At 50.1% G+C, this 21486-nt stretch carries 19 protein-coding genes and 1 pseudogene; 7 read left to right on the top strand and 13 right to left on the bottom strand.

Going from position 1 to position 21486, the window contains the following annotated elements:
• Positions 1-339: pseudogene (locus A8707_RS29015) on the top strand (IS110 family transposase); the annotation flags it as partial.
• Between the two features lie 3 nt (positions 340-342).
• On the opposite strand, the gene A8707_RS26770 reads toward A8707_RS29015, so the two are convergent.
• A complete protein-coding gene (locus tag A8707_RS26770) occupies positions 343-507 on the bottom strand; it encodes a 2Fe-2S iron-sulfur cluster-binding protein (RefSeq protein WP_331711694.1) in 165 nt (54 codons plus the stop codon).
• 409 nt (positions 508-916) lie between these two features.
• Positions 917-1504 carry a hypothetical protein gene (locus A8707_RS09235; protein ID WP_068816526.1) on the bottom strand — a complete coding sequence of 196 codons (588 nt, stop codon included), beginning with the start codon at positions 1502-1504 and terminating at the stop codon, positions 917-919.
• A 154-nt stretch (positions 1505-1658) separates the two neighbouring features.
• Between A8707_RS09235 and A8707_RS09240 the strand changes: the two genes are divergently transcribed.
• The 4 genes from A8707_RS09240 to A8707_RS09255 all read left to right on the top strand — a co-directional run bounded on the left by A8707_RS09240 (position 1659) and on the right by A8707_RS09255 (position 6182).
• The gene (locus tag A8707_RS09240) at positions 1659-2687 is read left to right on the top strand and encodes a LysR family transcriptional regulator (protein ID WP_068816527.1); all 1029 of its coding nucleotides are present in this window, start codon (positions 1659-1661) and stop codon (positions 2685-2687) included.
• Positions 2688-2759: 72 nt separating this feature from the next.
• Positions 2760-4184 (top strand): serine/threonine-protein kinase, encoded by a 1425-nt coding sequence (locus A8707_RS09245; RefSeq protein ID WP_068816528.1) that lies wholly within the window; start codon positions 2760-2762, stop codon positions 4182-4184.
• 130 nt (positions 4185-4314) lie between these two features.
• Positions 4315-5724: an ABC transporter substrate-binding protein gene (locus A8707_RS09250; protein WP_068816529.1), complete on the top strand. Its 1410-nt coding sequence runs from the start codon at positions 4315-4317 to the stop codon at positions 5722-5724.
• Between the two features lie 176 nt (positions 5725-5900).
• Positions 5901-6182: a hypothetical protein gene (locus A8707_RS09255; RefSeq protein ID WP_068816530.1), complete on the top strand. Its 282-nt coding sequence runs from the start codon at positions 5901-5903 to the stop codon at positions 6180-6182.
• 18 nt (positions 6183-6200) lie between these two features.
• On the opposite strand, the gene nadA is transcribed toward A8707_RS09255, so the two are convergent.
• On the bottom strand, positions 6201-7160 hold the full coding sequence (gene nadA, locus A8707_RS09260) for a quinolinate synthase NadA (RefSeq protein WP_068816531.1): 960 nt from the start codon (positions 7158-7160) through the stop codon (positions 6201-6203).
• A gap of 187 nt (positions 7161-7347) precedes the next feature.
• On the opposite strand from nadA, the gene A8707_RS09265 reads away from it, so the two are divergent.
• Positions 7348-9789: an endonuclease MutS2 gene (locus A8707_RS09265; protein WP_068816532.1), complete on the top strand. Its 2442-nt coding sequence runs from the start codon at positions 7348-7350 to the stop codon at positions 9787-9789.
• Positions 9790-9817: 28 nt separating this feature from the next.
• Here A8707_RS09265 and ilvN read toward each other — a convergent pair whose 3' ends face one another.
• Entirely contained in the window at positions 9818-10336 is a 519-nt protein-coding gene (ilvN, locus tag A8707_RS09270) for an acetolactate synthase small subunit (RefSeq protein ID WP_068816533.1), read from the bottom strand.
• Between the two features lie 222 nt (positions 10337-10558).
• Between ilvN and A8707_RS09275 the strand changes: the two genes are divergently transcribed.
• On the top strand, positions 10559-10930 hold the full coding sequence (locus A8707_RS09275) for a phospholipid-binding protein (RefSeq protein ID WP_068816534.1): 372 nt from the start codon (positions 10559-10561) through the stop codon (positions 10928-10930).
• Positions 10931-10987: 57 nt separating this feature from the next.
• On the opposite strand, the gene A8707_RS09280 is transcribed toward A8707_RS09275, so the two are convergent.
• From A8707_RS09280 to A8707_RS09320, 9 genes are all read right to left on the bottom strand, one after another.
• On the bottom strand, positions 10988-11626 hold the full coding sequence (locus tag A8707_RS09280) for a DUF6391 domain-containing protein (RefSeq protein ID WP_068816535.1): 639 nt from the start codon (positions 11624-11626) through the stop codon (positions 10988-10990).
• Between the two features lie 105 nt (positions 11627-11731).
• Positions 11732-12586 (bottom strand): hypothetical protein, encoded by an 855-nt coding sequence (locus A8707_RS09285; RefSeq protein ID WP_068816536.1) that lies wholly within the window; start codon positions 12584-12586, stop codon positions 11732-11734.
• Positions 12587-12824: 238 nt separating this feature from the next.
• Positions 12825-13601, bottom strand: a complete 777-nt coding sequence (locus A8707_RS09290) for an RNA polymerase sigma factor SigF (RefSeq protein ID WP_068816537.1) — start codon at positions 13599-13601, stop codon at positions 12825-12827.
• 490 nt (positions 13602-14091) lie between these two features.
• Positions 14092-14919 carry a photosystem II manganese-stabilizing polypeptide gene (psbO, locus tag A8707_RS09295; protein ID WP_068816538.1) on the bottom strand — a complete coding sequence of 276 codons (828 nt, stop codon included), beginning with the start codon at positions 14917-14919 and terminating at the stop codon, positions 14092-14094.
• A 248-nt stretch (positions 14920-15167) separates the two neighbouring features.
• Positions 15168-17798: a phospholipid carrier-dependent glycosyltransferase gene (locus tag A8707_RS09300; protein ID WP_068816539.1), complete on the bottom strand. Its 2631-nt coding sequence runs from the start codon at positions 17796-17798 to the stop codon at positions 15168-15170.
• Positions 17770-18240, bottom strand: coding sequence for a GNAT family N-acetyltransferase (locus A8707_RS09305; RefSeq protein ID WP_068816540.1), 471 nt, complete (start codon positions 18238-18240; stop codon positions 17770-17772). The genes A8707_RS09300 and A8707_RS09305 overlap by 29 nt, the downstream gene beginning before the upstream one ends.
• Positions 18241-18322: 82 nt before the next feature.
• A complete protein-coding gene (locus tag A8707_RS09310; RefSeq protein ID WP_068816541.1) occupies positions 18323-19936 on the bottom strand; it encodes a CocE/NonD family hydrolase in 1614 nt (537 codons plus the stop codon).
• Positions 19929-20390 (bottom strand): cupin domain-containing protein, encoded by a 462-nt coding sequence (locus A8707_RS09315; protein ID WP_068816542.1) that lies wholly within the window; start codon positions 20388-20390, stop codon positions 19929-19931. Before A8707_RS09315 ends, A8707_RS09310 begins: the two co-directional genes overlap by 8 nt.
• 92 nt (positions 20391-20482) lie before the next feature.
• Positions 20483-21328 (bottom strand): cysteine hydrolase family protein, encoded by an 846-nt coding sequence (locus A8707_RS09320; RefSeq protein ID WP_231947995.1) that lies wholly within the window; start codon positions 21326-21328, stop codon positions 20483-20485.
• Positions 21329-21486 lie beyond the last annotated feature (158 nt).

The following is a 21486-nucleotide window of genomic DNA, read 5'->3' on the forward strand; positions in this document are numbered from 1 at the left end:
AAGCGGAAAAGCTCTAAAACTCGGCAAGTGGCTAATCGGGTCGCTACCGCGCTCCGCATCGCAGCCCAAACGCTCTGTCGTTCCCATTCTGCCCTAGGCGCTTTCCATCGTCGAATGCAAGCTCGGATGGGCACCCCCAAGGCCATTACCGCAACGGCGCACAAACTGGCACGGATTTTCTATCACCTCTGGACATCGAACCAATCCTATGTCGATCCGGGCATGGACGCAGCCCAGCAGAAGTATCAAGAACGGATCGTTAAAAACCTGAAGAAAAAGGCGCTAACTCTGGGGTTTGACCTTGTTCCTAAATCCACTGCTCCGGAGTGTGTTTCTTAGGAGTTAGCGAGAATTTGTCTTGCAGGAAGTAATCACTTCTAAAGTGCGTTGCTGTCGCCGATTAACCGTCGACAGCGACTCCATGCCGCTTTGAACGTAAACGTGGCAGGTGGCACACATTCCACGTCCGCCACATTCTCTCAGCACGTCTAAGTCTTTGTTGATCAAGTATGGAGAGGAGATTTCCGTTGGTCTCGACGGAGGTTTCTTGAGCGATCGGTTCGAGTCTGACAGTTTTAGCCATGATGATTTCTATCTAAGTAGGTGAAACATTAGGGGAGCAGCAGCGCGATTTGCTGAGGATTGAGCGCTTTTTGCTCCACGATCACGGCAAAGTCGCGCACCACTTGCGAACAGCGTCGAATAAATCCCGTTATCCAGTCTCGAATCCACTGCTGTTGTTCAGTGCTGAGAGAGATATCGGTTCCTAAAAGTAGACAGACTTAATTAAACATAAAATGCCGGAGATGCCCTCACCCCAGCCCTCTCCCGCAGGAGAGGGAGCCAGAATCTAGTTCCTCTTCTCCTTGAGGAGAAGGGGTTAGGGGATAAGGGTCTTCAGTTTAATTGTGCCTACCTACTTACTAGAGAAACTGATGTGAGCCGCTCGATCGATCTGAAATTGCTGCAACCACTCCTGATCAGGACGGGTGGACTTGAGATAATTGACGATGACCGGAATCCCCAAATATTGAGTGGTGAACCTGCTGAGGTGGTTAAGGGCAGCTAAAAGATCTTGAAGCGTTGCAGATGGGGGCTGAGGTTTGGGTTTCTCGATCGGTTCGTCAGGAGTTTGACTGACGGTGAGCGTTCTCAGAGTGGCGATCACGCCCTCAAAATCGGCTTGAATTGCCTCTCGAACGAATTCAATCTTTTGCAAGTAATCTGAATAATCTAAAGTTTGACGAGCTAAAACCAGAAGAACTCGCCCAAACACTATTTTATAAATGTAAACCTGATAGGCTGAAAATTGAAATTCAAACGATTCAAAGCCTTCGGGGATCGTTTCAATCACTTGAAGAACGCCTTGAGAAAGGGCTTCCTTTTGCTGAAGATTAAATGCTCGATCGAGGTCAGCAAAAAACGGTTGCGATTGCCCATCTATTAGGGCAACGCTCACGATTCCTGGTAGATTCAGAAAGTCTTCGATTCCCTCCTGTTTCATAGATTCTTTAAGTTACGTTTCTCTACAATCCGCGTCACATCTTGCATTTAAGGAGATTCTATAAATCGGTAATGGTTTCTGTTGCCCCTTTAATCGGTTGCCCTCCTGCGTTGATGTTTACTCGAAGCTCCTTACACAGTTTAGGTTTAGCCGTATGTCTGACCTTCCGTTTACTTTGGATCAGTTACGCATTCTCAAAGCGATCGCCAGCGAGGGCAGCTTTAAGCGTGCGGCTGATAGCCTCTATGTGTCGCAGCCTGCCGTGAGTTTGCAGGTGCAAAATCTTGAGCGACAGTTAGATGTGCCGTTGTTCGATCGGGGCGGACGACGGGCGCAATTGACAGAAGCCGGACATCTGCTCCTCAACTATGGCGAGAAGATTCTCACCCTCTGTCAAGAGACATGCAGAGCGGTAGAAGATTTGCAAAACCTCCAGGGTGGCTCTCTAATTATCGGCGCAAGCCAGACGACAGGAACCTATTTACTCCCCCGAATGATTGGGATGTTCCGACAACAATATCCCGACGTGGCGGTGCAGTTGCATGTGCATTCCACACGGCGAACGTCTTGGAGTGTGGCAAACGGGCAAATCGATTTGGCGATTATCGGCGGCGAGATTTCCCCCGAACTGCAAGATTCTTTAGAGATCATTCCCTATGCCGAAGACGAACTCGCACTGATTCTCCCCACCTTGCATCCGTTAGCGCGGACTGAAGTGATTCAAAAAGATGATTTGTATCGGCTGCAATTCATCGCGCTTGACTCTCAATCGACGATTCGGAAGGTGATTGATCAGGTTCTGGCTCGCTGTGGGATTGAAACCCGTCGCCTCAAAATCGAGATGGAACTGAACTCGATCGAAGCCATCAAAAATGCAGTGCAGGCTGGGTTGGGCGCATCTTTTGTGTCGGTCTCCGCGATCGAGAAGGAGTTGCAAATGGGACTGCTGCATCGTGCCAGGATCAATGATGTGGTGGTGAAACGGATGTTATCGGTAATTATCAATCCCAATCGCTATCGATCGAAGGCAGCCGAGGCGTTTTGTCGAGAAATTTTGCCCCGATTTACCAATCAGCCCGTCAGCTTTGAGCGTAAACAGGCACCAAACGCTGTAGAGCCACAAAACCTGAGAGCCATGCTGCACGCGTCAAATCTCAGTCGAGTTGCCCCCGACGGTGATTAGAGATCTCAAAAAATCGCCTGAGACGGGCGATCATAGGCTAATTTAAACGTTAAACGCCCCTCGATCGTCTGTATGCAGCTTTATTGCACCCGTCCGGGTTGCTCAAAACCGACTAACTTCTTCAACGATCTCGATCATCTCACCACGCTAAAAACAGTCAAGCAAAAGTTTTGCACTAACTGCGGCATGTCGCTGATTTTGGCTGACCGATATCTGACGACAAAACTGCTTGGTCAAGGAGGCTTTGGAGCCGCATTTTTGGCGCGCGATCGCTATACTCCCGGTTTGCGGCAGTGTGTGGTCAAGCAGTTTCAGCCGTCGGGTCGGCTCACGCCTAATCAGTTGCAGATGGCTCAAGATCTGTTTGAGCGAGAAGCAGAAGCGCTTGAGCAGTTGGGCAGAGAGCATTCTCAAATTCCTGATTTGTTTGCCTTTTTCGAGCTGTCGATTCCTAGCCCTCATCAGGCGACCGAGGATAAATTCTTTTACCTCGTTCAAGAGTTTATTGATGGTGAGACGTTAGAAGAAAGGCTAATTCGGCAGGGCAAATTTTCTGAGTCTAACGTGCTGGACGTGCTGAGAGAAACGCTGAAGATCTTGCAGTTTGTTCATGAAAACGGCTCGATCCATCGCGATATCAAGCCATCTAACATCATGTGGAACCTCAACGGACGGCTTTATTTACTTGATTTTGGTGCGGTAAAATATGCTACCACCGCAGGCGGCTCGAAAGCATCCACGAGCATTTATTCTTTAGGATTTGCCCCACCAGAGCAGGTGTCGGGCGATGAAGTCTATCCCTCTACCGATTTGTATGCGCTGGCAGTCACTTGCATTATGCTGCTAACTGGAAAGCAGCCTCCAGAGCTATTTAATGCCTACAACAATTCTTGGAAATGGCAGAGCTTTGTGCAGACGAGCCAACAGCTTGCTGATGTGCTCGATAAAATGCTGCTGCCTGTTCCCGATCAGCGATTCCAGTCTGCCATAGACGTATTAGAGGCACTTGTCGTTCGCCCACAGCGACCCCAACCGCCACCTCAGCCAGCGCCTTTACCCACTCCCACTACGTCTCTACCTGCTGCGGTCTCAAAGTCTCAGCAGATTCCACAACGGGCATCGGTGCATCCGTTTTCGATTTTAGAGCTATTGGGAGCCGCCGCATTTACGGGCTGCGAAGGGGCATTGTTAGCGATCGCGCTATTTAGCCTCCCGATTCCCGCCCCGATCAGTGCAGGGCTTTGGCTGGCGCTCTCGATCGGGCTGGTGGTCGTTCAGTCTCGCCGCATTATCGAGAAAGTTGACCTGGTAATTTTGGCAGGCATCACGTTTGCAGTGATTGGATTCCTCCCTGCACTTCATGCAGTGGTGGCGGGGCTGGCTTTAGGGAACGGATTCTTAGCGGTTGCAGTGCTAGCGGTTTCTGGAGGACTGAGTGCGATCGCGGTGACGGCTCTGTTTCGCTTAATCTACAAACTACTCGCTAGATTTTTTTGAAGCCGACAGAATTCGGTAAATAGTCTTGAGGAATTTACGCTTAAGCCCGTGAAGCCTTAATCTATAGGCAATTGATTGGCGATATTGCATTTGTGGCTGAAAATCGTGTAGGTTGCTAACCTCTTTGCTTATGTCTCAAAAAAACGAAACTCCAGTTCTTGTTCTTTCGCTTCTGATCACGGCTGGATTGCTGGGAGCAGGTTTTTGGCTGTTGATGCCACGATCGCCCATTTCATTCAATAATCCGATCGCTAGCCAGATGGGTTCGACAAGCGATCGCCTTAGTCAGGGTGAACGAATTTTAGTTCCGGTCGAAAGTAGGGCGGATAATCCCGCGTTTGCTCAAGCAAAGCAGGCAGGGGTGGCAGCGATGGCGGCTCAACAATATGGTCAAGCTGTGACCCAGTTTGAGTCAGCGCTGCAAACGTCTCGCAATTCGCCCGAAACGCTGCTCTATCTCAATAACGCTCGGATTGGAACGAACAAATCCTATACGATCGCTGTTGCCGTTCCGGTGAGCGCTGACCCCAACGGGAGTTTAGAGATTTTGCGCGGAGTGGCTCAGGCACAAAGCGAGGTGAATCAGGCAGGAGGTGTAAAAGGGGTGCCGTTAAAAGTGGCGATCGTCAGCGATGACAATAATCCTGAGATCGCCCAACAAATGGCGAACATCTTGGTGCAAAAGCCCGAAGTGCTGGGAGTCGTGGGACACTATGCCAGTGATGTTACTCTTGCCGCCGCGAGTGTCTACAATACGGGAGGGCTGGTGTGCATCTCTCCAATCAGCACCACCGTCAAGCTCTCTGGCTTCGGGAAATATATTTTTCGCACGGTGCCAAGCGACTATATCGCGGCGGGAGCTTTGGCAGACTACACCGTCAAAACGTTACAGCAGAAGAACATAGCGGTGTTTTTCAATTCTCAAAGCGCTTATAGTCAATCGCTCAAATCGGAATTCAGTCGAGCGATCGCGTTAGCCGGGGGGCAGGTGTCAGGTGAATATGATCTGTCGGCTCCTGATTTTAGCGCGGCGACAGCCGTTGATCGATCGCTGAAACAAGGCGTAAAAGCGCTAATGCTGGCACCTAATACGGGCACGCTTGACAAGGCGCTTCAGGTCGTTCAGGTCAATCAGCGTCGGATGAGTCTGCTGGCAGGGGATGATGTCTATGCGCCCAAAACCTTGGAGGTCGGTGGACAGCAAGCCGTCGATATGGTGATCTCAGTGCCGTGGCATATTAATGGCAATCCTAGTTCTGTCTTTGCAGGAAAGTCTCGATCGCTGTGGGGCGGCGATGTCAACTGGCGGACGGCGATCTCTTACGATGCGGTGCAGGCTTTGGCGGCAGCCCTTCAGCGTGACCCAACTCGATCTGGAGTTCAGCAAGCGCTGCTGTCTCCAGATTTTTCGGCGACGGGTGCGGCAGAGACGGTGCGATTTTTGCCATCGGGCGATCGTAATGTAGGAATTCAGCTTGTGAAAGTGTCACGGGGCGATCGGTTTGGTTCAGGCTTCGATTTTGTTCCGATTCAACGATGAGAATTTTCTGGCGTTGCTGAATGACACTATGATTTCGCTAGATTCTGGACAGAGCGGCTCTCAGAAATTGTTTCATAGCCAGATTCAGCAACGCTTAAATTGTCTCGACGACTCAGGCGCTGTAAAAACTCGCCAACACGCCCGGCGGAATTTATTTTGCGTCTGCGCCCGAATTGGTGCCTCAGTGCACCGTTGAACCGTTGGAGATCGGGCAAACGGCAGATAAGCTAGTGACTCCTTATCAAGAGCCTTTAGTTAATCAGTGCCCAGCGCGACGCAATCAGTTAAATATTCAGGCGTTTCAGGATGACAGCTACCCGATTATCCACAATTTATTTGTGGTGGTGAAGCAAAACGGAGGCACCGAACAACAGGCAGGAGAAGCCTACGCAAATTTGCTGCTGTCAGATCAGGGGCAGGACGCGATCGCGAAGGCAGGGTTTGTAAGAGTTCGGTGAGGTTGCATAAAATGGAGGTCAAACGCTCATCTCTAGCATTCGTTGAATGGGACGTAGGGCAGCGAGACGAGTGTGTTCGGGCAACGTGATTTCTGGCGATCGTGTCTTCATTGCCAAATACAGCTTTTCTAACGTGTTGAGCCGCATGTGAGGGCATTCGTTGCACGCACAGTTTTGCATCGGCGGAGCGGGGATGAAGGTCTTGTTCGGTGCAGCTTTCTCCATTTGGTGAAGAATTCCTGCTTCGGTTGCTACGATAAAAGCCTGACTCGAACTTTTCTGGCAATAGTTCAGCAAAGCCGTTGTAGAACCGATGTAGTCTGCGTGGCGCAACACCGCGGGTTCACATTCTGGGTGAGCAATCACTTCCGCGTTGGGATGCTGAACTTTAAGCTGCACCAGCTTCTTCTCAGAGAAGGTTTCGTGTACCATGCAGCTTCCTTGCCAAAGCACCATCTCTCGCCCGGTTTGCTCCATTACATATTTGCCGAGGTTGCGATCGGGCGCAAAAATAATCGGCTGCTCGGCGGGGATTTGACGCACGATCGACACAGCGTTCGCGCTGGTGCAAATGATGTCACTCATTGCCTTGATGTCTGCTGTGCAATTTATGTAAGAAATTACCAAATGGTCGGGGTGATTTGTCTTAAATTGAGCAAACGCATCGGGCGGACAGCTATCGGCTAGAGAGCAACCCGCCTCTAAATCTGGCAGCAACACCAGCTTATTAGGGTTGAGAATCTTCGCCGTTTCTGCCATGAAATGCACGCCTGCAAAGACAATTACGTCTGCCTCAGTCTTCGCGGCTTGTTGCGAAAGCCCCAAAGAGTCACCCAAATAATCGGCAATGTCTTGAATATCAGGATCTTGATAGTAGTGCGCCAAAACTACTGCATTGAGTTCGCGCTTGAGATCGGCGATCGCGCCAAACAAATCACGAGGCAAGCCAATCTTGGGAGAAGAAAGAGTAGTAAACACAGTGGCAGCCCGAAAACGACGAATCTCTATTCTAATACTTATAGTTTAATCTACCAAAAATATAAAGGTAAGTTTTAGCAGAATCTACTACTTAAAAAATCAGATCTATCCATTGTCGGATTCCTCCCTCAATCTTCCTCCCGCAGCCTTCTAGAATGAGATCAGTAGCCTTTACAGATTTTAAGCTTTGATCCAATCGGAGACGTTAGAACTATTGGAGTGGTCGCGCCTTTGTCAGCATTTAGCGACCTTTGCCGCCACAAAACTCGGTGCGATCGCCGCTCGTCGGCTCAAAATTCCGGCTCGTCAGCAAGACACTTTGACGCTGTTAGCGCAAACTCAAGAAGTCTATAGCTTAGAGAGTCGTCTGCCCAGTGGGTTGCGCTTTGATGGCATTGATGACATTGGCGAAGCGCTCGAACGTGCCGCCCTGCAAGGAATTTTGTCAGGAGCCGAACTGCTGGCGATCGCCAAAACCTTATCCGGTGCTAGAACACTGCGACGCACGATCGACAACCAGGACGAGATTCCTGTCTTAAGTGCCCTCGTGTCTGAGCTGCGAACCTATCCTGACCTTGAGCAAGAGATTTATCGCTGCATCAATGATGACAGCAAGGTGAGTGAGCGGGCGAGTCCTAAACTGGCTGAGATTCGGGCAAAGCAAAAGCAACTGCGCGATCGGGTCTACGATGTCTTGCAGCGATTGATTCAGCGTCAGGCAAATGCGATGCAAGAGCAGCTAATCACGCAGCGAGACGGGCGATATGTTGTTCCGGTGAAGGCACCTCAAAAAGATGCGGTTCCTGGCATCGTTCACGACACGTCGGTGAGTGGAGCAACGCTTTATATTGAGCCAAATTCGACGGTGCAGTTTAATAATCAACTTCGCCAATTACAGCGTCAAGAACAAGTTGAGGAAGAAGCCGTTCGACGAGTTTTGACCGAACAGGTGTCTGCGGTCAACGAGGATCTAGAACGACTGCTTGTAATCTGCACTACCCTGGATTTGGCGACAGCTCGTGCGCGCTACAGCCTTTGGCTGGAAGCCAATCCGCCGCGATTTATCAATTACGTCGCGACAGAAAACGCGGCTTCAGAACCCGTTACCCTGCGTCAACTGCGCCATCCGCTTTTGGTTTGGCAACAGCAGCACGAACAGGGTCGATCGGTGGTTCCGATCGACCTTTTGATCCAGCCTCATATTAAAGTGGTGGCGATCACAGGTCCTAACACAGGCGGAAAAACCGTTACGCTCAAAACGTTTGCTCTAGCGATTTTGATGGCAAAAGTCGGGCTATTTATTCCGGCTCGTGAGCCTGTAGAATTACCGTGGTTTGACCAAATTCTTGCCGATATTGGCGACGAACAATCCCTAGAGCAAAGCCTCTCCACATTTTCGGGTCACATCCGGCGGATTAGTCGCATTCTGGATGCGCTGACCATCGATTCGGACTCACTGAAGTCAGAAGATTCTGATACAAAATTCGCCTCAAATTCTCTGGTTCTATTAGATGAAGTCGGAGCCGGAACTGACCCGACGGAGGGCAGCGCTCTGGCGATCGCTCTTCTCAAATATCTCGCCGAACACGCGGCACTGACGATCGCCACGACTCACTTCGGCGAACTCAAGGCGCTGAAATATGAAGACGATCGCTTTGAGAATGCCTCGGTTGAGTTTGATGATGTCTCGTTGTCTCCCACCTATCGCCTGCTGTGGGGCATTCCTGGACGATCGAATGCGCTGACGATCGCCCGCCGCCTCGGACTCAACGAAGACGTGATTCAACGCGCTCAAGAACAGGTGGGTGGCGCGTCTGAAGATGTCAACCAGGTGATTGCCGGATTAGAATCTCAGCGGCGACGACAGGAAACCAAAGCCCAAGAAGCGGCAAAAATCTTAGAGAGCGCCGAGCAGTTGTATCGGCAAGTCTCCGAAAAAGCAGCCAATCTACATGAACGGGAGCGATCGCTGCAACAGGCGCAAGAAAAAGCCGTTCAGGAGGCGATCACGCAGGCAAAAGCTGAAATCGCGACGGTGATTCGCCAATTGCAAAAGGGCAATGTCACTGCTCAAGATGCCCAGCAAGCCACCGATGCCCTAAACCGCATTGCTGAAAAACAGCTTCCGTCTCGTCAGCCTGCCAAACCTAAACCGGGATTTCGTCCGCAGGTGGGCGATAAAGTCCGCATTCCTCGATTGGGGCAAACTGCCGAAGTGATTAACGTCTCAGACGATGAAGAACTGGTCGTGCGGTTTGGTTTGATGAAGATGACCGTTCCTATGCAAGACGTTGAATCGTTGACGGGCGAGAAACCTGCCAAACGAGAGCGTAAACCGGACGATCGCCGTTCCGAGGAAAAAACTCCGCCGCCTTCTCCTGCTCCCGTTATTCGCACGTCGCGCAACACCGTTGACATTCGCGGCAATCGCGTTGCCGATGCCGAAATTTTGCTCGATCGAGCCATTTCGGAAGTCGGTGGAGCGATTTGGATTATTCACGGTCATGGCACAGGTAAACTGCGGCAGGGCGTTCATGCGTTTTTGCAGCAGCATCCGCGCATTCAGCGATTTGAGTTGGCTCCTCCTGAAGATGGCGGATCTGGAGTGACGATCGCGTATCCGATTTAATCAATCACGGGTTCTACAGCCATCTGCATCAGACCTTGGCTTCCAGCAGTTTGAGAAACTCAGTGTTAACGCCTGACTCGCGGGTCAGCGCGATTTTTCCGGTGCGGGCGATTTCACGAATCCCAAACTTGTTGAGCACTTGAACGATCGCCACCATCTTGCCTGGGTCGCCCACCACTTCTAATGTCAGTGAGTCTTCTGACACATCGACCACGCGGGCGCGAAAAATCTGAGCCAATTCGACAATCTCAGATCGACTCGTGCTTCCAGCATTCACTTTTAGCAACATCAACTCCCGCTCCACGCATGGAACTTCGGTGATGTCTTGCACCTTGATTACGTTGATTAGCTTATAGAGTTGTTTGGTCAACTGCTCAATGCTGCGATCGTCTCCTGGTACCACCATCGTGATCCGCGAAACGCCCATCTGCTCTGCTGGACCGACCGCCAGACTTTCGATATTAAACCCCCGACGGGCAAATAAGCCCGCAATCCGAGTCAAAACCCCGGCTTCGTCTTCAACCAAAACAGAAAGGGTGTGCTTCATCACCGTGTTTTTCGATAGAAAAATTGCATTTTCTCATTCTATCGCGCAACCTCACGAATACCGGGAACGAGTTGCGATCGAGCGCCCTGACTAACAAATGTGTTTAGCCAAACCGCCTGATATCCTTTCTACCAGATATTATTCTCGCTATGGGTAGATGCGCTTTAATGATCTAGCCACTTTAATCAAGCTGTGTAGACTTTACGTGGAGCAAAGGCTTTTATGGGTTGGTTACAAAGACTATTTGGGCAGGAAAAACCCCAAGACCCTCAGCAGGCAATCAGTGGACAAGCAGTGGCTCAAGCCCCGATGAGTGTTCCTGCGGATGCCCCGGCTGCCGAAGAAATTCCGATCGAGCGAGTGGGCTTAAATGGCGAATATGATCAAAGCGGACTCGCAAAACGAGTGGCTCTAGCATTTGACCAAGATTCTGAGGTCGCCGACGTTGATCATGTCTACGTAGCGCAGACGGGCAGCACGGTTGTTCTCAAGGGCACAGCCCCTAGTCAAGAGATCTTAAACAAGCTGATCACGATCGCCAATAACGTCAACGGCGCGTCGGCAGTCGATGCCGACCAGGTTGAAATTGGTTAATTGATTCAATTTTTCTAAAAATCATCGGTGTAGCCTGTCCGATCGGGCTACATTTTTTTACTCGATCCACTGCACTTGCACAAAATGAGCAGAACGACCCCAAGCATCTTGCACAACAGAAATATCCTGCACTTCTAGGTTAAATGGAATTGCAGTCGTGATATATTGCTGAACCACTCGACCCAAGTCGGGTGTGAGTTGAGCGGCTGCGGTAGCGGCAACCCCGAAGCCAAGAAGTTGCTCGATCGGTCCTTTAGGCAACAGCATAAATGCCCCCCACGCTAGCCCTGCTGTCAAAACTATCTCTACTGATAAATTGGTGCCACAGCGAGGATGAACGGCTAGGTTCCATTCGCTTTTAATTCGTCTGAGCGCCTCACTCACAGCACGGCTGACCTCCGACGTTTTCACCTGACCATAGAGATAAAATCCTTGCTCGGTAGACAATCCACCTAGCCCATCGCTGTTTTTGGATGCCTGATTACGGTTGTCTCCAGAAATTGAGGCATGAGCCGCGCCGCTCAAAATCCAGACCGTCGCGTGCTCTAACCCATGCACCTGTCGCAGTGTCAAAACTTCCTTTAGCCTTGGAATAAACCCAATCTGTCTGAGTAGGTCAGTATCTTGATTGGGTTGAGGAGCCGGAAATGCAGCACTCCAGACGTTAGAATTTGCTTCGTAATCTGTGGTCGTCATAGCATAGCTCCACTGTAGATAGACCCAGCAGCTAAAGTAACTCTTTAACTCTAGCGTCTACCTAGTTCAGAGGAGATGAGACTGCTGTAAATCGCATGGGGGAGTCTAACCGCGAAACTGAAAGGTCGGTGCTGCCATCGCCGTCGGTGAGCCGCTTGCCACAGAGGGCTTATCCCCCACTGCTCTTGATACCTCAACGCCGTTTTGTTCTAGAATCACGATCGGGTCAGAGCCACCGTTAACCTCGATTCGCTTGACCAAAATCTGCCCATTTGAGAGACGCTGACCTGCCCTGACATAGCGGGTGGTTGCCTCGTTAGGCGCTTTGACGATCGCTTCTGCAACGCCACCGACCACGATAACGCCAGAAACTTCTACGGCTCTAGCCAGAGTTGGTTCCGGCAGTGGCGGCAGTGCCGCGATCGTCGGTATAGAAGGTCTAAATGCAGTTGTGGGAATGGATGAGCGAGACGCTGCTCTCTGCGAATTACTCGATTGAGACGCTGCTCTCTGCGAAGTTCTGGATTGAGGAGCTTGGGAACCTTGAGATGCTTGAGGAGAACTTGGAGGTTGAGGCAGTCCTGTGCGCTCCCCTGTTCCCGTTCCTGATCCAGTTGCATTGGGGTCTCTTGGTGTGCCAGAATTTCCGGCAGGAGTTCTAAAAGTGATTAATGGAGCCAGATTCGCGAAGGGATCAGTCTGACTTTTTTTGACGTTAATTTCAGACTGAACTTGACGTGCCCGCTCATCAGGGTCAGTCAGTTGCAGCAGACCGGGAATTCGAGTGGTGGCTAAATTTGCTTTTTTGTCGCCATTCTTCTCAGAGACCAAAGGCTTTGAGAAAGGCTGCGCCGCAACAGGAGAAGGACTTGCAGGAGGATTACTCGATTGCTCTGAGGCACAACCGCCTACTAAGATAGCGAACATTCCTACACAAGCAATCAAAGACTTTTTCTGCATTTTCTCTCCTCCAAAACTCCATACCAAAATGTTTCTAGCTCTTCAAGCTGAAGAGAATTAAGTCGATCGCTTCTTAGAGATAATTTGCGCTCTCGAAGGCTTCTTCATTCGACTTTGAACAAGAGAACCTTTGAATATGTTCAGTATGCCCTAAACTTTCGGTGATCGACATACTTTGTTTTAGACAAAAGAGCCGATCACTCGAGAGAATGGGAGAGGCTGCTAACAAAATCTATCTTTAGTCTTCGCTTCCAACCATCAACATTTGCAGAGATTCTAAGCCTTTCTTTACTCGTCGGGAGACTGTAACCGCACTGATGCCCATACGTTCTGCTGTTTCTTTCTGAGTCAAATCGTGCAAAAAGACAAATTCTAGAACTTGTCGAGTTCTCGTTTCTAATTGAACTAGCGCCTGCTGTAAACGAATTTGATCTTCTTGAGCAAGCTGGAAACTCCGGTATTGGTGATCGGGCACCAAGTCTCCGATCGTCGCGCTGCCGTTATCTTCATCTCGAATTGGCGCATCTAAACTCAGAAGCGCACGGTTTTGACACGCCACTTTAATTTCTTGCCACTCGCTTTGAGAGATTTCTAAAACGGCTGCCACCTCTGCATCGGTAGGATTGCGCTGAGCCGTCGCTTGCAAGTCGCGAATCACCCAAACCGATTGACGTTGCAGCGCTTGCCACCGTCGAGGAATGCGCATTGAGGGGCTTTTATCACGCAAATAATGCTGAATTTCGCCTCGAATATAGGGAACCGCGAACGAGCTAAAGGCGTGACCTTTAGACATATCAAATCGCTCGATCGCCCGAATCAACCCAATGCAGCCAACTTGCAGCAAGTCTTCATAATTTTCTGTGCATTGGTGAATCCAATGATGAGCCTCCTTTCTAACCAGTCCAAAATTTAGCTCGACAAGCTGATTGCGGGTCTGTGAAGACGGAGACTTCTGGTAGTCCCGCAAGAGTTGTAAGCTTTCACTCCTCAGTTCATGGGCGATGAGAGTTGACATGACGAAGTTCAGTGGGTAGAGCGGGTCAATAAATACGTCAGACTCAGTTCTGAGGGTTTTTCAGAAACTACTGTCATTGTTAACGCCACTTTCAGAAGGCTACAGGAATTTGGAATCGTTGAAAAGATCTCACTGAATGTAGTAATAAACCTTCAAGTTCTCTATCTAGCGGACGGAGATTGATCACTCATTTCCTAATACGCATCTTTTGAAGTGCTGGATTAAACCTATTCTCTACATCTAATTACTTACCACGGCATTTCCACTGAATCTAGTTCTAGCAGTTTTTTTGCTTCGATATTAATCCCGATATCCCTAAACAAAAATTTTCTTTTCTCGGACACGTAGTGATTTTTTTAACTATTAAAAATGCTTCAGAAAAGACCTGTTTTCAATAAAAAAGGGGCATTAGCCCCTTAAATTAGTCATTTTGTTAAGTCAGATAAAACTCAGGGGCTTCATAGAAGCTTTACAGAGTCTGATCAAGGAATTATGTGTTTGGTGCAACCCGTGCATAGAAAAGCCCGCGAATTTTGACTTCACTCGGCTCACGAGACCCCATATCTGTATCTGAGGGCTGTAAGCTCTCAAAGGTACCTGCAACTTCACCCGTTGTGCTGTCAATTTTGGCAACGCTAAGAGCAATTTTGCCTTTAGCCAACTGAAATTGCTTGACGTTTTCCTTTCGCAGTTTTTCACTGTCTGCCTGACCTGGCAATGCTACTGCGTTGTCATAACCCGTAGTCAGACCGCGACCTTTCGGATCTAAGAAGTTAGCAGTCCGGTAGGACGGAACGCGGAACTCCCCGATTAAATCTGTCGAGGTGCTGATACTGCTTTGACCAGGCTGGCTGTTGGCAACAAGTCCTTTAATAGTGAATAGAAAGGGAATCCGTTCGCCACCCGGTAGCTGAACGGTGGTTGCTTGAAAGTCAAGTCCGTCTTCTTCTTTAAAGGTCAAGCTGCCGTCTGCATTTGCAGTCAGAGAGCCTGAGACCGCGTCGATCGAAGACGTGTAGCGAGTCATGAGCTTAGTGGGCACAAACTCGGCTTCTTTGCGTTTGTTGCTTGATTCTCCCTTCACAAAGAAGGCAGTCGGCTGCAAGCAAAGGCTATTGATGGAATAGGATTTACCGTTCTCAATGGGGATAATGCCACGAGACGTTTCTTCAATTTGGGGGCAACTGTTGGCTAAACCAGTTCCTCTAACTTGGTCGTAGGTCATGGCTTCAGTGCTGCTGGCGGGAGCCTCACTGCAAGCGGTTAACACACTCATGCATAGTGCCAAAAGTGTGACGATTAAAGCGCGATAGCTCATGGTCAACCTCAAAGTCAATCTAAAAAACCCTGCCAGCGCAATTCAGGTCGATCGCAGTGGCAGATCGCTTTGGGCGTTTACTACCACAACCGTCAAGAAGACGCGCTGAACTGCTGCCAGGTCGAATCGAAATTTCTATAATTTCTGGAGTGGTTTGGGCGGAACCTCTCAGAGTATTTTACAGACTTTGGTCAACATTTCAATATCATCTCGCGAAGAAAGTCGATCGCACCAAGCGTCAATGGAGATTATCCAGAACTCAGCATTCCATTGAGTCGTTCAAATGCCTTTACTTCCTGCCAAGCTTGCACCACATTGCCCTGCATAAGAGCGGCAACTCCATTAAGAGCGTGTAGTTCTGGCAGATTGGGGTTGAGTGCTAATGCAGATTGCAGAGCAGTTTGAGCCGCCTTAGGGCGGAAGTCGTAAAGATTTACAAAGGCAAGATAGGCGTAGGCATGAGGATTTTTTGAGTCGAGTTGAGTGACTCGTTGGAATGCAGCGATCGCTCGATTGACTTTGCGGCTCAACACGTCGGCTAATGCCAGATTATAAGCAAACGCAAGGTTATTCGGCTCTTGCTGAAGTCGATAATCTGACGCTTGACGCGCCTGAATGACATAGTTTTGAGTCGGATCATATTGATTGATGCGGCTGATTTGCTCAAAGATGTTACTTAAAGAACTGATTCCTCTGGGCATCATGGCAGAGAGCGATCGCAGCCTCGTAACCCGATCAATGGACGCATTTGGAATCGCGATCGCCTGGGCATCAATTTTTAACCGCACCTCTGGCAGCGGAATTCTGTAAGTCTCGCCTGTTTGCTGATTGAGATAGGTTGCCGCTAGAGTATAGATTCCTGTGGCATTGGCGGGGGGCAACATGGCAAGTCGTTCAACAATTTGAAACTGAGCCGTGTCTTCTGCTGCGCCGGGTTGCAGCATTCCTAACGCGATCGCGTGGTCGTGCAGCCAGCGATTTTCGGCTCCGCTATCGGCTCGGCTCCAAGTGAGAAGCACCACGCCCGATCGCAACTGCTGCCAAGAGCCAGACCAGCGATAAGTGACAGGCAACGGTTTTCCCGGTGCTGCTTTATTGGGAACTCGCACCTGCTCCAAGCGAACGGGCTGACCGTGTGCTCCCAGTGATTGAACTTGCACGGTGGGAACCTGACGACGATAGAGGTCAAGGGTGCCTTGGTCGGGGAGTGTCCAGGTTTTCTTGAGCTGAAGATCTGGATCTTGGACGATCGTTCGCATTAACGCTGTTTGAGCCGCCGCTTGACGAATTGAACCCTGATCGCCGCTTTTGGTCACAAACCAGGAGAGCGATCGAGCATCTTGTTCGACTTGCTTTAATGTTGTGCCGACTTGCCGCCCATAAACCTGAAAGTTTCGCAGCGCTCCAAAGTAGTTGAGATTATGTTGATTAAAGCTAGAAAGAGACGGCAGCACTCCCAGCGTGGTGATGAGATAAGGATCGGTGCGAATCACTTCACTAATTACGTCTGCGTGATGCCAGTCTTCTGCTAGCATTGCTCGATGAGAATCGTGGCTTGACAACGCTTTTGGAACCCACTCGATCGGCATTAAGCTCAAGACCATCAGCAGCGTTGATAGCCCAACGGCACCCCAGCGAAACCCACGCAGCCGATCGGGAAATAGCACTAATCCCTGCGCTAACAGCACCGCAAACACAGGCAACAACGGCGTTATGTAACGATCGTCTTTGTTGACATTGAGCGAACTTAGTAGATAACCGCCTATCAAAAATATCGCTAACCACCTCAACGATCGCCACCAGTTGCGATAGGTGGCTTGCCGATAGCCTTTTCTTCGCAATCCACCATAGTCTATTTTTTGCCGTAGCCGACCGCTTGAGACAAACCATTCTCCTCGAATCACCGAGCGTTTCCAATACAGCACTAGCCCGACTAATCCTAGTAGCAGCAATGGATAAGACACGAGAGAGGGCAGCAGTTTGAGGTAAAAAATCCAGGCATCGATCGTGGTGAGTGGCGGATCTCCTTCAGCGATCGCAGAGTCGATCGTGGCGCGTTTACCTGACGTTAAGATCAATAGCCAGTTAATGCGATACCACGGGAGGCAGATTGAGAGCGCGGTCGCTAAACTTAACAGCAGTTGAATCAGCTTTATCCACGCTTTCTGCCAAAGAAAGGTGACGAATAACCAAATAATCGGTACGGTTAAAAATAATAGTGTGGTTTGCTTAGTTAATAATGATAAGCCAAACGAGACTCCGAATGCGACTGACCACAGCCAGGAACGAATCCAAGGAGGCGTGAATGAACGAAAGTCGGAATCATTTTCGGATTTGACAGAACGCTGATCGGATAGGATTGAGGCTCGATCGCTGATTGCCCACATCGTCAGAGTAAAAACGCTTAACGTGATCATGGCGACTAACGGATAGTCGATCAAAAAGTCTAAGCGAATTTTATAGAGTTCTGGAAACAGCAGACAAAGGACGGTTGCCCATAAACCGACTTGGACATCAAATAGACGTGCGCCTAATCCATAAACTGAGCCAAGCAAGATCGCTCCATAAAACAGATTGACGATCGTAGACTGCTCGACTCCAGCGCCAAAAATTGCCAGAAACGGGGTCGTCGAGATGTAGACCAACGGCGGAATTTTGGAGGATAGCGTCCAAAACGTTGCCCACCAGTCTTGAGAAAACCACTCAGGAGACTGCAAGACTCGCCAGTAGTTCAGCGCTCCGGTAAGATAGTCGGCTTGGTCCCAGCCGGGAACGGATTGATCGATCGCAAACCAGACTCGATCGATCACGGCTCCAGTGAGCCAGATCAGCCCCAAAATCGGCAATCCTTTAATCCAATCTGGTTTCGTTGCGCCCACTGGTTAACCCTAATCGTTTACTCATTTTCAGGTGAGGAATGCCCGCTTCTTGAAAGCGATCGCCCTCGACCTCAAATCCCAGTGCTTGATAAAACTCTTTTACAGCCTCCTGTGCATGAATACGGATTTCTGGAATATCTTTTTTACTTAAGAACTCGATCGCGGCATTCATAATTTGCTGCCCCACTCCCTGTTTTCGAGCATCCGCTAAAACGGCAAGGCGTTCTATCTTTGCCATCGATTGATTAACAAAGCGAATCCGAGCCGTTCCCACCGGGCGATCGTTCAAATAAGCTAAAAATTGCACCGCTTCTTCATCTTTTCCATCAAATTCTAAGGTTTCATCGATTCCCTGTTCTTGCTGAAACACCGCAGCCCGAATCGTGCGAATGGGTTCCCAATCGTCGGGCAGTTGGGCGATTTTGACAGTCAGTTGCTTCATGGCGATCGAGTCACAACTTTTTTACAGTGTGTCAGCATCCGTGAGTTCTGCCAATCGTAGTCGAGATTTCTCCTGCGAGGCTCTAGGTTAAGACGGGTAATAAAATCTGAGAACTGCCTGTTTGTAAGGTCACGGTGATGATTTGAGCCTCGATCGCCCGTCCTTCTCCTGGCATTTCGGTTCCCAGATTGACGGGATAGGCAGGAAAACAGGCTCCACTGACACTCAATCGAATCGCACTTCCTTCTTGAATTTGAATGCAAATCGGTTGAAGAACGATTCTCAAGGGCGGATCACTAGAATCGACTCGTAGATAGCCTTGAGTGAAGTTATAAACTCCTCCATTAGGGCGAACTTCGGACAGCACTGCCGACAGATCAAAACTGGGTGTATCAGCCGTGCAGTCAAGCTCTACGATGACATTTCCAAGCAAATGCAGCGCCTCAGATAACGGTTTAGACGTGTAGGTGAGAACATCACTGCGGCAATCGAGAGAGGCACGATCGAACGAGCCAGACGGCGCAGAAGCGTGACCTCCCAACGCGGGGACAGGTCGCCAAGGATCATGAACTAAGACATCTACAGAGGAAGAACCCCGATCGGGTGTGAGCATCCCATCAGAATCGCGGATGCTGGCGAGTCCATTGCTGCTAAGAAAATAGGGCGTTCTGGGGAGATTGGGAAATTCGTCGAACGATCGCCATTCATTACTTCCCAGTTCAAATAATTTGACGGGAGGTTCATCCAGCAATCCGGTGTCAATGCCTTTGAGAAACTGGTCAAACCAGCGAATCTGAGCGCGATCGCACACACTTGCGGCTTCTGAACCATAGTCAACAGCACCGACTTTTCGCCCCCACGGCAAATGCGCCCACGCCCCGACTAGCAGATGTTGGCGATGTTGGCTTTGACTCATCGCTTGATATAAATTCAAGGTGCCGCGCATAAATGTGTCAAACCAGCCGCCAATGTGCAGCATCGGCAGATCAAACTCTTGGAGATACGTTTTAGGAGATAGCCGTTGCCAATAAGGATCAGAGGCGGGACGATCGAGCCAGTCGTGATAGAACGAATCGGCTGCCCACTCGCTCATGATTTTGGGACGGGCGGGAATGGCATCGTGCAGAGGCAAATTTCGTGCCGCATTCGAGAGTGTCAGAAATGCCGCTTCGTCGCCCTTGAGTCGTGCCGTTTCTGCCGCGATCTGAATCGCCCATCCCAAATTTGCTTGGAGACAAAACGCGCCGCCTTCATACGCCCACTCGTGATAGAGGTCATAGCCCAACATAGCAGGGCACAGTGCCTTGAGCGCAGCAGGACGCTTCACCGCTGCATAGAGTTGAGTCATTCCTTGATACGAAAACCCATACATCCCAACCACGCCACTGCTGCCCGGAAGCGTCGCCGCCCAATTCACCGTGTCATAACCGTCTTCAATCTCATTCTCAAACAGCCGAAATTCTCCTTCAGAGGTGCCCCGACCGCGCACATCCTGGATAACGACAATGTAGCCGTGAGCCGCATACCAAATCGGATGGGCATAAACGATCGTAGAGGCGATCGCGCGTCCATAAGGTTGCCGCATCAGCAGCACCGGAAACGTGCCGTCTGCTTTGGGATAATAAACGTCCGCATCGAGCCGCGCCCCGTCGCGAGTGTGCATCGAGTGAGCTTGTTTTGGCAACACCTCAAACATGAGACAACTTAGGAATGGGAGTGCGCTGCAAGACCGCCATATCTTCGTCGTCTAGCTCAACCGGAACGCCACTGCGAATCAGTTCGGCAAAGTCTTCGTTTGGCACCATAAAACAGAGGGCATAAAGACGCTCAGAGCCAGTGTTTCTGACTTCATGAATGCCCGTCGGCGGCACGAGCAGACTGTCACCTGCCTGAATCGGCTCTTCTTTGCCATCGCAAATCGCGATGCCCTGCCCTTTGAGCACGAAAAACATCTCGATCGCCATTTGGTGACGATTGGGCGGCGTTTTGCCCCCGATGTCAAAAATCTCGACGCAAAACGTCATTGAGAAATTCGCGATCGCTGGGTCGAAGACGATCGCCAATCGGTTTGAGTCGTGAGGGCTAATGCGATAAGCCTGATAGTCTCGCGGAGACTTGACTACGGCGATTACACAACTGTCATCAAGCATGAGATCCTCCAGAAGCGGCAAATAGTCCGATTTCACCCTCTTATAGCCAACTTATCCGCCACGTCTGATACAAACTGCACGAATCTTGAGAATTAGAACGGCTCGATCGCCGTCAAAATCGCCTGAGATTTGGTCACAAATCCAAAGCATTGTTTCACGTTATACAAAGTGGCTTGCCAACAAAATTCGGGTGAAGTCGTCGCGGTGCAGTCTTTGATCAAGAGACAGTCATAGCCTAGAAAGTTCGCGTCTTGAAGAGTTGCCATCACGCACTGATCGGCATTGACTCCGGCAAAAAAGAGCGTCGTTTTGCCCAAATTGCGGAGAATGCTGTCAAGCGGCGTGTCCCAAAAGCCACTCATGCGGTACTTATCGATGTGAATATCTTTGGAGGTCTGCTCTAGCTCATCGACGATCGCCGCTGCCCAACTTCCTGCCGTCAGCACCGGAGCCTGATTTTTGGGCAACGGGTCGCCTAACCCAATCCCTGCCCCGGTTGGATTGTAGACGTGTCTAGAAGCCGCGCTAATGTTCAGCAAATCAGGACGGTTGCCCCAGTTCACCCAAATAATCGGCACTTGCTGACTTCGCAGCGCGGGCAGGAATTTTTGGAGCGGCGCGATCGGCTCTCGTGCCGGAATAACATCGACTCCAATGTGCGCCAGCCAGCCGTCGGGATGACAAAAATCATTCTGCATATCGATAATCAGAATCGCGGTTTTTGCCAAGTCGAGGCGCAGCGTTTTGGTGTCGGTGGCAACGACGATCGGCTTTGGTTCTAACGGCGGACGGGTAATATCGGCGGTTGCTGCATCGACTGCCCAAGCGTTGGGGGCAACTCCTAGCGGTTTGAGAGATGGGTTCATGGGGGTGATTGAGAAAGAATTGGAAGCGGCGATCGGGGCTTGGGGGAACTCCGATTGGGGATCACTCTTCATGGATTACTACAGATGTCTTGTTCGTGCTGTTCATGAAATTACGAATTTAGACCAAATTTATGAATGAATGCGATAGATGGTTGGTTTACCCGATGGCGGGGAGACGTTCCACCGAAAAGCCTCTACAGGGTTTTGGGGTTGTGATGGGATTGGTTGCA

This window comes from Phormidesmis priestleyi BC1401, assembly GCF_001650195.1.
Taxonomy (GTDB): domain Bacteria; phylum Cyanobacteriota; class Cyanobacteriia; order Leptolyngbyales; family Leptolyngbyaceae; genus Phormidesmis_A; species Phormidesmis_A priestleyi_B.

Coding starts and splice junctions, on each gene's coding strand:
- A8707_RS09235 (WP_068816526.1), bottom strand. CDS start 1,504: ATGAAACAGGAGGGAATCGAAGACTTTCTGAATCTACCAGGAATCGTG.
- A8707_RS09240 (WP_068816527.1), top strand. CDS start 1,659: ATGTCTGACCTTCCGTTTACTTTGGATCAGTTACGCATTCTCAAAGCG.
- A8707_RS09245 (WP_068816528.1), top strand. CDS start 2,760: ATGCAGCTTTATTGCACCCGTCCGGGTTGCTCAAAACCGACTAACTTC.
- A8707_RS09250 (WP_068816529.1), top strand. CDS start 4,315: ATGTCTCAAAAAAACGAAACTCCAGTTCTTGTTCTTTCGCTTCTGATC.
- ilvN (WP_068816533.1), bottom strand. CDS start 10,336: ATGAAGCACACCCTTTCTGTTTTGGTTGAAGACGAAGCCGGGGTTTTG.
- A8707_RS09275 (WP_068816534.1), top strand. CDS start 10,559: ATGGGTTGGTTACAAAGACTATTTGGGCAGGAAAAACCCCAAGACCCT.
- A8707_RS09280 (WP_068816535.1), bottom strand. CDS start 11,626: ATGACGACCACAGATTACGAAGCAAATTCTAACGTCTGGAGTGCTGCA.
- A8707_RS09285 (WP_068816536.1), bottom strand. CDS start 12,586: ATGCAGAAAAAGTCTTTGATTGCTTGTGTAGGAATGTTCGCTATCTTA.
- A8707_RS09290 (WP_068816537.1), bottom strand. CDS start 13,601: ATGTCAACTCTCATCGCCCATGAACTGAGGAGTGAAAGCTTACAACTC.
- psbO (WP_068816538.1), bottom strand. CDS start 14,919: ATGAGCTATCGCGCTTTAATCGTCACACTTTTGGCACTATGCATGAGT.
- A8707_RS09305 (WP_068816540.1), bottom strand. CDS start 18,240: ATGAAGCAACTGACTGTCAAAATCGCCCAACTGCCCGACGATTGGGAA.
- A8707_RS09310 (WP_068816541.1), bottom strand. CDS start 19,936: ATGTTTGAGGTGTTGCCAAAACAAGCTCACTCGATGCACACTCGCGAC.
- A8707_RS09315 (WP_068816542.1), bottom strand. CDS start 20,390: ATGCTTGATGACAGTTGTGTAATCGCCGTAGTCAAGTCTCCGCGAGAC.
- A8707_RS09320 (WP_231947995.1), bottom strand. CDS start 21,328: ATGAAGAGTGATCCCCAATCGGAGTTCCCCCAAGCCCCGATCGCCGCT.